12 protein-coding genes and 1 other RNA gene are annotated in these 12,187 nt (G+C 51.9%); 8 read left to right on the forward strand and 5 right to left on the reverse strand.

Features of this window, described 5'->3' with window-relative positions:
• Positions 1–21: 21 nt before the first annotated feature.
• Together purH and purD are read left to right on the forward strand one after the other, a co-directional pair.
• Entirely contained in the window at positions 22–1,575 is a 1,554-nt protein-coding gene (gene purH / locus HMPREF0721_RS01145) for a bifunctional phosphoribosylaminoimidazolecarboxamide formyltransferase/IMP cyclohydrolase (protein ID WP_040639816.1), read from the forward strand.
• 33 nt (positions 1,576–1,608) lie between these two features.
• Positions 1,609–2,868 (forward strand): phosphoribosylamine--glycine ligase, encoded by a 1,260-nt coding sequence (gene purD / locus HMPREF0721_RS01150; RefSeq protein ID WP_006597681.1) that lies wholly within the window; start codon positions 1,609–1,611, stop codon positions 2,866–2,868.
• A 51-nt stretch (positions 2,869–2,919) separates the two neighbouring features.
• Here purD and HMPREF0721_RS01155 read toward each other — a convergent pair whose 3' ends face one another.
• Positions 2,920–4,263, reverse strand: coding sequence for a glucose-6-phosphate isomerase (locus HMPREF0721_RS01155; RefSeq protein ID WP_006597682.1), 1,344 nt, complete (start codon positions 4,261–4,263; stop codon positions 2,920–2,922).
• Positions 4,264–4,449: 186 nt separating this feature from the next.
• Here HMPREF0721_RS01155 and HMPREF0721_RS01160 point away from each other — a divergent pair, with 186 nt between their 5' ends.
• Both HMPREF0721_RS01160 and HMPREF0721_RS01165 read left to right on the forward strand, forming a co-directional pair.
• A complete protein-coding gene (locus HMPREF0721_RS01160) occupies positions 4,450–4,794 on the forward strand; it encodes a DUF2442 domain-containing protein (protein ID WP_006597683.1) in 345 nt (114 codons plus the stop codon).
• Positions 4,795–4,971: 177 nt separating this feature from the next.
• Complete coding sequence (locus tag HMPREF0721_RS01165) at positions 4,972–7,389, forward strand: homocysteine S-methyltransferase family protein (protein WP_006597684.1); 2,418 nt, start codon at positions 4,972–4,974, stop codon at positions 7,387–7,389.
• Between the two features lie 49 nt (positions 7,390–7,438).
• Here the strand turns inward: HMPREF0721_RS01165 and HMPREF0721_RS01170 are convergent, their stop codons facing one another.
• The gene (locus HMPREF0721_RS01170; RefSeq protein ID WP_040639817.1) at positions 7,439–7,918 is read right to left on the reverse strand and encodes a deoxycytidylate deaminase; all 480 of its coding nucleotides are present in this window, start codon (positions 7,916–7,918) and stop codon (positions 7,439–7,441) included.
• 128 nt (positions 7,919–8,046) lie between these two features.
• Here HMPREF0721_RS01170 and HMPREF0721_RS01175 point away from each other — a divergent pair, with 128 nt between their 5' ends.
• The 4 genes from HMPREF0721_RS01175 to HMPREF0721_RS01190 all read left to right on the forward strand — a co-directional run bounded on the left by HMPREF0721_RS01175 (position 8,047) and on the right by HMPREF0721_RS01190 (position 10,423).
• Entirely contained in the window at positions 8,047–8,553 is a 507-nt protein-coding gene (locus HMPREF0721_RS01175) for a phosphate-starvation-inducible PsiE family protein (protein ID WP_006597686.1), read from the forward strand.
• A 45-nt stretch (positions 8,554–8,598) separates the two neighbouring features.
• On the forward strand, positions 8,599–8,844 hold the full coding sequence (locus HMPREF0721_RS01180) for a helix-turn-helix domain-containing protein (RefSeq protein ID WP_006597687.1): 246 nt from the start codon (positions 8,599–8,601) through the stop codon (positions 8,842–8,844).
• Between the two features lie 329 nt (positions 8,845–9,173).
• Positions 9,174–9,638, forward strand: a complete 465-nt coding sequence (locus HMPREF0721_RS01185) for an acyl-CoA dehydrogenase family protein (RefSeq protein ID WP_207635228.1) — start codon at positions 9,174–9,176, stop codon at positions 9,636–9,638.
• Positions 9,635–10,423 carry a 2-hydroxyacyl-CoA dehydratase subunit D gene (locus HMPREF0721_RS01190; RefSeq protein ID WP_050786936.1) on the forward strand — a complete coding sequence of 263 codons (789 nt, stop codon included), beginning with the start codon at positions 9,635–9,637 and terminating at the stop codon, positions 10,421–10,423. Before HMPREF0721_RS01185 ends, HMPREF0721_RS01190 begins: the two co-directional genes overlap by 4 nt.
• Before the next feature lie 586 nt (positions 10,424–11,009).
• On the opposite strand, the gene ssrA is transcribed toward HMPREF0721_RS01190, so the two are convergent.
• From ssrA to HMPREF0721_RS12225, 3 genes are all read right to left on the reverse strand, one after another.
• Positions 11,010–11,400, reverse strand: a transfer-messenger RNA (tmRNA) gene (ssrA, locus tag HMPREF0721_RS11395).
• Position 11,401: 1 nt separating this feature from the next.
• Positions 11,402–11,857 carry an SsrA-binding protein SmpB gene (gene smpB / locus HMPREF0721_RS01195; RefSeq protein WP_006597692.1) on the reverse strand — a complete coding sequence of 152 codons (456 nt, stop codon included), beginning with the start codon at positions 11,855–11,857 and terminating at the stop codon, positions 11,402–11,404.
• Between the two features lie 120 nt (positions 11,858–11,977).
• Positions 11,978–12,187 (reverse strand): hypothetical protein (locus HMPREF0721_RS12225; RefSeq protein WP_207635229.1); only part of this gene is annotated, 210 nt, incomplete at its 5' end.

Raw genomic sequence — 12,187 nt, forward strand, 5'->3', positions numbered from 1 at the left:
TAAAAACAAATGGAGGAACCCATGAGAGCACTGATTTCTGTATCGGACAAAACCGGCATCGTCGATTTTGCAAAGCGCATCGCGGCCTGCGGCTGGGATATTCTGTCCACCGGCGGCACGGCAAAGGCCCTGCGCGAGGGTGGCCTTGCCGTGACGGACGTTTCGGAGGTGACGGGCTTTCCCGAATGCCTGGACGGCCGGGTCAAGACCCTGCACCCGCTGATTCACGGCGGTATTTTAAACATTCGGGACAATGCCAAGCATCAGGCCGAATGCAAAAAACTCGGCATCGAAAACATCGATCTGCTGGTGATCAATCTCTATCCCTTCAAGCAGACGATCATGAAGCCGGGAGTCGCCTTCCAGGAATGCATCGAAAATATCGACATCGGCGGGCCGACCATGCTGCGCTCGGCGGCGAAGAACTTTAACGATGTGACGGTGGTGGTCGATCCGGCGGATTACGAAACGGTGTTGGTCGAAATTGAAGCCGCGGGCCAAACAACCTATAACACCCGCTACCGTCTGGCGCTGAAGGTATTCGAAACCACAGCGCATTACGACACGATGATCGCCGACTTCCTGCGCCGCCAATCCGGAGAGCAGACCGACCGCGCCGAAGATCTTTTGTCCCAGGACAAGGTGAGCTTTACCTACGAAAAGGTGCAGGATCTGCGTTATGGGGAAAATCCGCATCAGCGGGCGGCGTTCTATCGGGAAATCGGCGAAGGCAAGGGTACCCTGGTCGACGCGGTGCAACTCCAGGGGAAGGAACTGTCCTACAACAACATCAACGATACCAACGGCGCGTTGGAAATCCTCAAGGAATACACCAACGAACCGACCATCGTGGCGGTCAAGCACGCGAATCCCTGCGGGGTGGCCAGCGCCGCATCCATCAGCGAAGCCTACCGCAAGGCCTACGAAGCGGACCCGACCTCGATCTTCGGCGGCATCGTGGCGGCCAATCGCGTGATCGACAAGGCCACGGCAGATCAGATGGTGACGATTTTTTTGGAAGTGGTGGTGGCGCCGGGCTTTACCGACGAAGCCAGGGCAGTGCTTACAGCCAAGCCCAATTTGCGGCTGTTGACCCTCGACGATATTCTGCATCGCGAAGAAGGCTATGAGCTGAAGAAAGTGCTCGGCGGGATGCTCGTGATGGAGCGGGACACGAAACTTTACGACAAGCTCGAGGTGGTGACCGACCGCAAACCCACCGATCGGGAAATGGCAGATCTGCTCTTTGCCTGGAAGGCGGTGAAAAACACCAAGTCCAATGCCATCACCATCGCGAAGGACAAATGCCTGGTGGCCAACGGCCCGGGCCAGGTCAACCGCATCTGGCCGATGGAAAACTGCATTGCCCACGGCGGAGACAAGTGCCGGGGGGCCGTGGCGGCGTCGGATGCCTTCTTCCCCTTTGACGATTGCTGCAAGGCGGCGGCGGCGGCCGGGGTCACGGCGATCATCCAGCCGGGCGGCTCTATCCGTGACGAGGATTCCATCAAGGTCTGCAACGCCAACGGGATCGCCATGGTCTTCACCGGGATGCGCCATTTCAAGCACGCATAGGGTGTGAATCGAAAGAGGAATGAGGAACGACGAATGAAGGTAATGGTTGTGGGCAGCGGCGGCCGGGAGCACGCTTTGACCTGGAAAATCGCCCAAAGTCCCAGAGTGAATGAGATTTATTGCGTGCCGGGCAACGGCGGCATAGCGCAGATCGCCGAATGTGTGGCGCTTTCGGTGGAGGATATCGCCGGCGTGGTGGCCTTTGCCAAGGCGCAGGGCATTGATCTGGCTGTGGTGGGGCCGGAGGTGCCTTTGGTGGCCGGCATGGCCGACGCGCTGACGGCGGCGGGCATCCGCACCTTCGGGCCCAACGCCAAATGTGCGCAGTTTGAAGGCTCCAAGGCGTTTACCAAGGATTTTCTGATACGCCATCACATTCCCACGGCGCGCTACAAAGAATACACCCGCTATGAAGACATCGTGAAGGATCTGGGGATCTACGGCTATCCGATGGTCATTAAAGCCGACGGCTTGGCGGCGGGCAAAGGCGTGGTGATTCCGGAAAACGAAGCGGACGCCCGGACGGCGATGAAGGCCATCATGGCGGACAAAGCCTTCGGAGCGGCCGGCGACACCGCGGTGATCGAAGAATTTTTGACCGGGACCGAGGCGTCTATTCTCTGTTTTGTGGACGGCAAAACCATCGTCCCGATGGAAAGCGCCCGGGACTACAAGCGCGCTTTTAACGGCGACAGGGGCCTGAACACCGGCGGCATGGGCAATTATTCGCCCAACGCCCTCTTTGACGATCCGGCGCTCAACGAGCGGATCCAAACCGAAATTCTCACGCCGATTATCGAGGGCTTTAAGGCTGACGGCATGGATTTTGTCGGCGTGCTCTTCATCGGCCTGATGATCAAGGACGGGGCCCCCAAGGTGCTCGAATTTAATGTGCGCTTCGGCGATCCGGAAGCGCAGGTGGTGCTGCCCCGGATGGCCAGCGATTTGGTGGACATCATGGAAGCCTGCATCGACGGCCGCTTGGCTGAGTGCGACATCCGCTGGAAGCCGGACGCGGCGGTGACGGTGGTGCTGGCCTCCGGCGGTTATCCGGAGAATTATCAGAAGGGTTATGAGATTACCGGAATCGACGCCGTCGAAGGCTGCGAGGTCTTTCACGCGGGGACGGCGATTAAAGACGGGAAACTCGTGACCGCCGGCGGGCGCGTGCTTTGTGTCACGGGGCTTGCCCCGACCCGGGAAGAAGCCCGCCGGAAGGTTTACGCTCAGATCGATAAGATTCAGTTCAGGGATTGTTTTCACCGGGATGATATTGCGGCCACCGAAAACTAAAAACAAAGCCATTAAAAAAAGACCCAAACGGGTCTTTTTTAATACATTGTATTAGAGCACTTCTTTCAAACGGGTTTCCAGCGCTTTTTTGGCATCTTCAAAGCCGGGCTTGCCCAGAAGGGCAAACATGTTTTTCTTGTAGGATTCGACGCCGGGCTGATTGAAGGGGTTGACGCCGATCATGTAGCCGGAGATTGCCAAGGCTTTCCAGAAGAAATAGACGGTCTCGCCAAAGGTGTAATCACTGAGTTCACCCACCGATATAATCAGATTGGGCACGCCGCCGTCCACATGGGCGAGGAGGGTGCCGTTCATGGCCTTTTCGTTCATGTACTGCATGGTTTTGCCGGAGGCGAAGTTCAGGCCGTCGCTGTTTTTCGGATCGTCCGGAACGGTGAGATCGACGCCGGCCTTTTCAACCCAGAGAATGGTTTCGAAAAGTATGCGCGGACCATCCTGAATGGCTTGGCCGATGGAGTGCAGGTCGGTGGAAAAATTCGCAGAGGTGGAGAAGAGCCCTTTGAGGTCTTTGCCTTCCGATTCATTCATCAGCTGCTTGTACCATTCGCCGAATTGGGTGGTCGAAGGGGCGTAGCCGGAGAGGATTTCCATCTTCTTCCCTTTCATGAGCATGAGGAAGCGCACCGCGGCGTAAAGGGCGGCGTCGTTGCTCATCACGTCGGCGTTTTCATAACGGCGGGTCGCGTCGGTGAGCCCCCGATAAATCGCGTCGATATCCATGCCGCCGGCGGCCATCGGCAAAAGTCCGACCGCCGTGAAGACGGAGAAACGCCCGCCGGTGGCGTCGGGCACGATAAAAGCTTCGTAGCCCTTTTCTTCGGCCAGGGGGCGCAAGGCACCCTTTTGGGCGTCGGTGGTGACATAGATGCGGTCTTTCGCGCCGGCCTCACCGTATTTGACTTCGAGCAATTCCTTAAAGATGCGGAAGGCGACGGCGGGTTCGGTAGTCGTTCCCGATTTAGAGATCACATTGACGGAGAAATCCCGGTTGCCGATGATATCGATGAGGTTTTGCACATAATCGGAGCTGATGTTGTTGCCGGCAAAATAGACCTCGACGCCTTTTTCTTTCGGCAGCTGGTTGTAAAACGGACCGAAAGCCCACTCGAGACCGGCCCGGGCGCCCAGATAGGAGCCGCCGATGCCGATGGCGATGAGCACTTCGCTTTGATCCTGAATTTTTTGGGCGGCCGCTTTGATGCGGGCGAATTCTTCTTTGTCATAAGTGTCGCAGAGATCCATCCAGCCGAGCATCTCGCTGCCGGCGCCGGTTTTGTTGGCCAGAGTATGATAGGCTGTTTCGACGAGCGGCTTCACCATTTCGAGCTCCCAGTCCCGCAGACCGGCGTTTTTCACATTGAGTTTAATGGTCATGATTTACCCCTTTCACGATGGTGTGGTTAGAATTATTTTGTAGTTGAAATCCATTATCATTTTATTGTAAAATCCTTAATACAAAATAAAGACGACTTAAAACCTGATGCGGTGGCTAAATGATTTTGAAAATTGTCTTGGGCTGTGATAGAATGAAATCAGTTTTAATTTAGAGGCAAAACAAAGATGAATCAAGTGCCATCCATTCGCAGGGTGATTCCCAAAGAAAATTATATTTTAGAAATCCATTTTCAAAATGAAGAAGTGCGGGCCTATGACATGAAGCCGTTGCTCGATACGGATCCGGAAATGGCTGTGCTCAAGGATCCGCTGGTGTTTAAAGATGTGCGGCTTTCGCCCTATGATGGCAAACGTTCCGTTATTTGGCACGGGCTTTTGCGCATCGCTGCCGGAGAGCTTTACGAAGGCAGCTGGATTGTCAAGCTGCCGAGATCTGAATGGCTGGAGGTCGGCCGCGGCGGCGAACTTTGGACACAGATTCTTTCCCAGCCGCTGATCCAGGAAGCTTAGCGTTCAAAATGAAATGAGATTGAATGAAATTGAATGAAAAATCGTCCGGCGGGCGATTTTTTTATGTGTGGGATTATACGGGTTATTTAACAGACTTGAATTGTAGGCTTTCATTTGGTATACTGGGGCCACTTTTAAAAAGAGACGCAAGAAAGAGCAGAAAGAGACGGAAGACGAATGGATATCAAAACAATTTTAGGAAACGAGCGCCTTTATCTGGACGGCGGGATGGGCAGCATGATCCAAAAGCGGATTGAAAATCCCGGACCGATTCCCGAAGAGCTAAATTTGACTCATCCGGAGGTGATTGGGGAGATCCAGGCGGCCTATGTGGCGGCGGGAGCCGATATTCTGGTGGCCAATACCTTTGGTGCCAACGGGCACAAAATGGCGGGGTCGCCCTATTCGGTGGACGAGGTGGTGCGTGCGGCGGTGCACATTGCCAAGGCCCGGCATCCGCGGTTTGTCGCGATGGATATCGGGCCGACGGGTGCGCTTATCGGCGATCTGGGGGATTTATCCTTTGATGCCGCCAAGGCGTGCTTTGCCGAAGCGGTGCGCGCCGGAGCGGCGGCCGGGGCGGATCTGATTTTTATTGAAACGATGACGGATATTTATGAGGCGCGGGCGGCGGTGCTGGCCGCGAAGGAGCATTGTGACCTGCCAATCATCTGTTCGATGACCTACGAAGACAACAGCCGGACTTTGACGGGTTCGGATCCGGAAACGGTGGTGACCATTCTGGAAGGCCTTGGCGTCGATGCCATCGGCATCAACTGCTCTACCGGACCGGATAAGATGATGCCCGTCATTGACAGGCTGCTCAAAGCGGCGTCGGTGCCCATTGTGGTGGAGCCCAACGCGGGGCTGCCCCGGGTGGTGGACGGCGAGACGGTTTATGATATCGACGCGGCCGCGTTTGCCGGATCCATGTGCGAGATTGCGGTAAAAGGCGCAGCGGTGCTCGGTGGATGCTGCGGCACAACCCCGGATTATATCGCCGCGACCATCGCCCGGACCCGATCGGTCGCGCTGCCGGCACGAGGCGGTGCGCGCAGGCCCATGCGCATCGCTTCATCCACGCGAACGGTGACGCTGGGAACAGATATCCGCGTGATCGGCGAGGCCATTAATCCGACCACGAACCCTGAACTCAAAGCGGATTTGCGTCAGGGCAGGATGGCGGTGGTCAAACGGCTGGCCCTGGAGCAAAAACAGCAGGGGGCGGATATTTTGGATGTGAATGTCGGCCTGCCGGAGGTGGATGAGGCGGCTTTAATGGTGCAGGCGGTGCACGCCATCAGCCAGGTGGTGGAACTGCCCCTGCAGATCGACAGCACCAAGCCGGAGGTGATCGAGGCCGTCCTCAAAAATTACAATGGCAAGCCATTGGTGAACTCGGTGAATGGGGAAGCGGCATCGATGGCGGGGATCTTGCCCATTGTGGCCCATTACGGCGCAGCGGTGCTCGGTCTGACCCTGGATGATGACGGCATCCCGGCGACGGCAGCCGGCCGGGTGGCCGTGGCGGATAAGCTCATTGCCGAGGCGGCCAAGCAGGGCATCGGCGTCGAGCATATCGCCATCGACTGTCTGGTGCTCACGGCCTCGGCCCAGCAGGCGGGGGTGCGCGAGACCCTGGACGCAGTGCGGGCAGTCAAGGCGAAATACGGTGTGCCGACAGTGCTCGGCGTCAGCAACATTTCCTTCGGGCTGCCCAACCGTCGGCTGATCAATAAAACTTTTTTGACCATGGCGCTGTCGGCCGGTCTCGACACGCCGATCATGAAGGCAGCCGATGCCGAAATGATGAACGCCGTTTCGGCTTACCGCGCCCTTGCCGGTTTGGACGATGGCTGCATGGCCTACGTCGCGGCGTATAAGGATGATCAAAATATCGAAATGGCCGCGGCGGGTCCCGGTCAAACGACCGATGCCCAAAACGAGGAAAACGGCGAAGCGGTTTCTGCGAGCGGGGAGGCGGATGTTATCGGCATGGTGGTTGACGGCCTGAAGGACGAAATCGTACCGGTGGTGCAGGAGATGCTGACCCGCATGCCGCCGATGGATATTGTCAACAACTATCTGATTCCCGGTCTTGACAAAATCGGGGACCTTTTTGAGACCGGTGAGGTGTTTCTGCCCAATTTGATCTTTGCGGCGGAGACGGTGCAAAATGCCTTTGCCGAGATTAAAAAGGCGATCAAAAGCGACGAACAGACGGTCAAAGGGACCGTGGTGCTCGCGACAGTCAAGGGAGATGTGCACGATATCGGCAAGAATATTCTCAGGGTGATCATGGAGAATTACGGTTACCGCGTGGTGGATCTGGGCAAGGATGTGGATCCGGAGGTAATTGTGGATGCCGCCCGGCGGGAAGGGGCGGGGCTCGTCGGACTCAGCGCGCTGATGACGACTACGGTGAAAAATATGGAAATTACCATTGCTCGGCTCAAGGCCGAGCTGCCGGAGGTGCCGGTGATGGTCGGCGGCGCCGTGATGAACGAAACCTATGCGCAGTCGATTCATGCCGACTTTTACGGCAAGGACGCCCGGGCCGGCGTGGCCATTGCCGATAAGGTTTTTGGCGGATGAAAAAACAAAAGAGCCAACCCGATATCGGGTTGGCTCTTTTGCGTGCGGCTTATAAATGCAGGGTGATATCGCGGTGGGGTTCGTTGTAGCGCTGATAAACCACGCCGGTCATGTTCATCATCCGTTTGGCGGCGATCACGGCGTCGCTGTCCGGGTATTTGTCTTCCATATAGACAACTTTTTTAATGCCGCATTGAATGATGGCCTTGGTGCACTCGTTGCAAGGGAAAAGGGTGACATAAAGGGTGGCGCCCTGCAGGGTTTTGGCACCGCTGTTTAAAATGGCGTTGAATTCCGCGTGGCATACGTAAAGATACTTGGTGTCCAGCGGATCGCCCTCGCGCGCCCAGGGCATTTCATCGTCGCTGCAGCCGATGGGCATCCCGTTGTAGCCCATCGATAGAATTTTATTTTCCGGGCTGACGATGCAGGCCCCCACCTGGGTGCCGGGATCCTTGCTGCGCTGCGCCGAAAGCAGAGCAATACCCATAAAATATTGGTCCCAGCTCAGATAATCGGTTCGTTTCATCAAAGCCTCCTCGCTCATAAATGCTTGGTGTCAGTTTATCACATCGGGTGCGGCTTTGACAATTTTTTACTGACGCGAAAGAGTGCCTGTGATAAGATAAAGCCAAAACATCGACAGAGGTGGACGAAATGGAACGATTGAAAAACGGTGCGTTAAAATTTTATGAAGTCGTGCTGGAAATTCTGGAAATGGGCATCGCGCTCTTTCTGGTGGTGCTCATCGCGATGAATTTGTTTGAACTCTTTGCCCATATTGAGTTCAATGCATCGCTGACAGTGGCCTTTAAAACCCTTCAGACCTGCCTGGGGCTCTGCATGAACCTGATTATCTGCACGGAATTTATCCGCATGGTCTATACCCACACGATGCAGGCTGTGCTTGAAGCGCTGATCTTTGCCATTGCCCGTGGGCTGATTGTCGGCCATTTGAACGGTGAACAAACCCTGCTTTATATCGTGGCGATTTTGCTGTTGATGGTGATGCGCAAGTATCTGTTGCGGGATTCGGACGAAGGGGGGAAAATTTTTGAGCGCGTCCGGCGGTTGATGGCGCAAACCCGGACGCATGATCAGAAAGAAGACAAAGAGAAGTTGAAATCAGCCGCGTCTGGTCATGATAATGAGTCATTTTTATAAGGGCAAAAGCAAATATTAAAGCGAGATATTAGGAGAAGAAAAAGCATGGAAGTTAAGGCAAATATCCCAGATACCCTGGAAGGGTCGTCAAAGCGGCCGATTGAACCGCTGAAAGTGTATATGGCAACTTTGGAGAAGGCTTATGTGGAAAACGCCTACAAAATTTTCAGGACAACTCGAAAAGCAGCCCGCGCATTAGGCATCGATCATTCAACGTTTATTCGTAAAATGAAAAAATATGGCATTTCTGCCACCAAAAAAGATGGCAAAATGCACCATTTTGGTGATTGAATGCCATCATAATGGTGATTTCTCCGAAAGCATCAAACGCGCTACTCATAAAGCCGAAAATGTCGGCTTTATTTTTTTGCTGTATATAGAGGAATTCAGCGTTTAAAGAAAGAAAAATATAGATTGGCTTCGTTTTTTGGCATGGAATTTGCAGGTTATATCAGGTAGTAAAAAATAATTTATAGATGAGGAGAAAAGTATGATTCCCACACAAGAACAAATGGACGTGGCCAATGCGGTGAGAGATTGTCTGGAAGCCGAAGTGAAGCCGGCTGCGGCGGGTTATGATACCAGCAATTCCAGGAAATCTTTATGAAGGCATGGCGGAGATGGGGTTAAACATCATGTGTGTTCCCGAGGAAGCCGGTGGTCTTGGCTTAGATAGTGTGACGCAAACCTTCATTGCTGAACAGATGGGCCGGTATGAGGTTGGGCTGGAATCGGCAGTTGGCACCAACGCATCGGCAACACACTTGATTAACCGCATGGCGGATGACAAACAGAAGGAAATTTTTTATGGTGCATTGACGGATGGCGGCTGGGCCGCCTTTGCTTTGACCGAAGCGGATTCCGGATCGGATGCATCGAGTATTTCGACAACCGTTGAAGCGGATGGTGACGAATTAATCATTAACGGCAGCAAATACTTTATCACCAATGGGGGCATCGCGTCGGTATATGTGGTGATGGCGACAGCGGATAGAGCTCTTGGCAGGAAAGGTATCGGCTGCTATTTGGTTGAACGGAAGCGCGAAGGTGTCAAAATCGGCAAAGAAGAGGATATCCTTAAGTGAAGCCTGACCGTTTCTTTTGTGCATCCGCAGCATCGGGACGTGCCGGGTGCTGTCGCTTTTTGACCCATGAATATCAGATGGTCCGAAAAAAATTAGAGATCCTTTTGGATGTCAAGATCACGGATGATGCATTGGATGGAAGCATCAAGGATTATAACGATTGCCGTCAAACCATGCGGACCTTTGGTCGTGTCGCAGCGCACCATCTGGATATCATCACGCCGACCATTCGTCACCTCATCATTAAGGCTTACTATTTTATGGATGTTCGCGAATACACAGCGGCAGTTAGAAAGCTGACGAAACTGTTGCGGCGGGAAAAGCCGGATCAATACTCAGGGAAAAAAGTGATTGTAGCCGGTTTGACATTAGAACCCGAAGGGATTCTCGGGATTTTCGAGCAATTTGGTTTATCGGTGGTGGGGGATGATTTAGCTCACGAGTCCAGACAATTTCGAACAGATGTGCCTTATTATGGCGATCCGATTCATTCTTTGGCGAAGCAGTGGCAGGATCATAGGGGATGCTCGGGATGCTCCTTGGCGATGGATCCCTATAAAGAGCGCATTGAGATGTTGGTTGAGATGGTGCGGGCAACAGATGCAGATGGTTTGGTCGTTGCATTAATGAAATTCTGTGACCCAGAAGAATATGATGTGCCGATCATCATGGATGCCTGCAAAAAAGCGGGGATTCCAATGTTAATCATCGAGATTGACCAACAGGCGCGGGCATATGAGCAGATTCGCACGAGGCTTCAAAGTTTTGCGGAGAACCTAAATTAGAGGTATTAAAAATATCCATTTGGGCACGGCTGTTCGTCGTGCCCTTTATTATTTAATAATCAGCAGAAGAAAAAGATAAAATACGGAAGCACATATGAAATTATTCGTTTATAGTTTTAGCGCTGAAGATGGAAAACTATTTTATGAGCACAAAAAGTGCTTTTGAAAAGATACATGAAATGTTCAATGCGAACAATACGAAAAGAACTGAAGGTTTCGATATGGTGAATATTATTTTTTTAACAATTGATGGTCTAATTAAAGAGATTCGGATGTGAAATACGGGTTGCTAAAAGAGATTTAAATGCTGATTTGACAAGTGACGTTATCCGGGTAGATTTTAGAAATGCTTTTTAAAATTTATGTCTAATGTCATCCTCTCGTTACATATGGTTCTTCATGCACGAACTATGATTGAAAAAAGATAAAATAATCTTTTGAAAAATATTTGGAAGTATTAATGAAAGCTCAGTTTAAAGAAGAATAATCTTAATAGCAATTTTTATGTAAAGTCGTGTCAAAAGGCTTTTTTAAATAATTTCACTATATTTAAGGAAGATTTAGATGAGATTCAGGTATTGTGAATTGGTGGAGGCGGTGGGAGTCGAACCCACGTCCGAAAATACATTCAAAGTGATTTCTCCGAGCGCATCTGCCAGAAGATTCTCACCGATGCAGGCTTCTGACAGCCCAGCTTGCATCGGCCAGCCCCTGAATTGTCAATGGATCGGGACAACTTCCAAAGACAGATCCCTGCTTTCATGAACGTCAGCTTCGGGCCAGCAGGTGAACCCGAAGGGACGTGCGGCAAGTGGTGCCGCGGGTTTACGAAACGTTACTGCCGATTAAGCAGCAAACGCCATTTCGTAAGAAGAATTGTCTTTTGCGTTTATATTTAGGCGCCTGTTTTTTACAATGACCGGCTCATTGGCTCGCTTACACTTCTGCAATATCCTCGTCGAAACCTTTACGCCCCCGTTAAACGCGGTGAATTGATTTTTGAATGCGCCGGTTGGCATCGCGTTCTGCAATGCTGTGACGCTTGTCATAAAGCTTCTTCCCTTTGGCCAACGCAAGCTCAAGTTTCACGCGGCCGTTTTTAAAATAAAGAGATAAAGGCACTAAAGTATAACCATCGCGCTGCTTGAGGCCGATGAGCCGGCGAAGTTCGCGCTTATGCAGTAAAAGCTTGCGCACTCGCAAAGGATCCTGATTATAAATATTGCCCTGCTCATAAGGGGCGATGTTCATTTGGTAAACCCACAGCTCACCATGACGGAAATCCGCGAAGCTTTCTTTTAAGTTGACTTTTCCCTGACGCAGAGATTTAACTTCGGTGCCCGTAAGCACAAGACCACATTCATAAGTATCGTCGATAAAATAGTCATGCCGGGCCTTTCTGTTTTTAGCAACGATTTTAATTGCATCACTCATAATATACCTCTTTAAACTGAAGTTATTATAGCATAGAATGTTACAAAACTAAAGAATGAAAATGAAATATAATAACGGTAAAAGTCGTCTCACTTGACAAGAAAAAATGCCATTTTTCTATCAAAAAAGATTGACAGAAAATAAAAATGTTCGTATAATAACATACGCTGTTTGTGGCAAATGACAGTTAAATTGTAAAGATTGAACTGGAAAATGTGACAAAATAACCAGCGAGCAAAGATCAGGAAAAACTTTTAAAAAAAGCTTGACAGTCAAAATGCTTGTTGCTATAATAAAGAAGTTCCGTTGAGAAATGCGAACGACTTCAAG

Origin of the sequence: Pseudoramibacter alactolyticus ATCC 23263 (assembly GCF_000185505.1) — a bacterium.
Taxonomy (GTDB): domain Bacteria; phylum Bacillota; class Clostridia; order Eubacteriales; family Eubacteriaceae; genus Pseudoramibacter; species Pseudoramibacter alactolyticus.

Excerpts from the sequence above, each read along its gene's own strand:
- HMPREF0721_RS01155 (WP_006597682.1), bottom strand. The coding sequence starts at position 4,263 with ATGACCATTAAACTCAATGTGAAAAACGCCGGTCTGCGGGACTGGGAG.
- HMPREF0721_RS01170 (WP_040639817.1), bottom strand. The coding sequence starts at position 7,918 with ATGAAACGAACCGATTATCTGAGCTGGGACCAATATTTTATGGGTATT.
- HMPREF0721_RS01175 (WP_006597686.1), top strand. The coding sequence starts at position 8,047 with ATGGAACGATTGAAAAACGGTGCGTTAAAATTTTATGAAGTCGTGCTG.
- smpB (WP_006597692.1), bottom strand. The coding sequence starts at position 11,857 with ATGAGTGATGCAATTAAAATCGTTGCTAAAAACAGAAAGGCCCGGCAT.
- purH (WP_040639816.1), top strand. The coding sequence starts at position 22 with ATGAGAGCACTGATTTCTGTATCGGACAAAACCGGCATCGTCGATTTT.
- HMPREF0721_RS01165 (WP_006597684.1), top strand. The coding sequence starts at position 4,972 with ATGGATATCAAAACAATTTTAGGAAACGAGCGCCTTTATCTGGACGGC.
- HMPREF0721_RS01160 (WP_006597683.1), top strand. The coding sequence starts at position 4,450 with ATGAATCAAGTGCCATCCATTCGCAGGGTGATTCCCAAAGAAAATTAT.
- purD (WP_006597681.1), top strand. The coding sequence starts at position 1,609 with ATGAAGGTAATGGTTGTGGGCAGCGGCGGCCGGGAGCACGCTTTGACC.
- HMPREF0721_RS01185 (WP_207635228.1), top strand. The coding sequence starts at position 9,174 with ATGGGGTTAAACATCATGTGTGTTCCCGAGGAAGCCGGTGGTCTTGGC.
- HMPREF0721_RS01180 (WP_006597687.1), top strand. The coding sequence starts at position 8,599 with ATGGAAGTTAAGGCAAATATCCCAGATACCCTGGAAGGGTCGTCAAAG.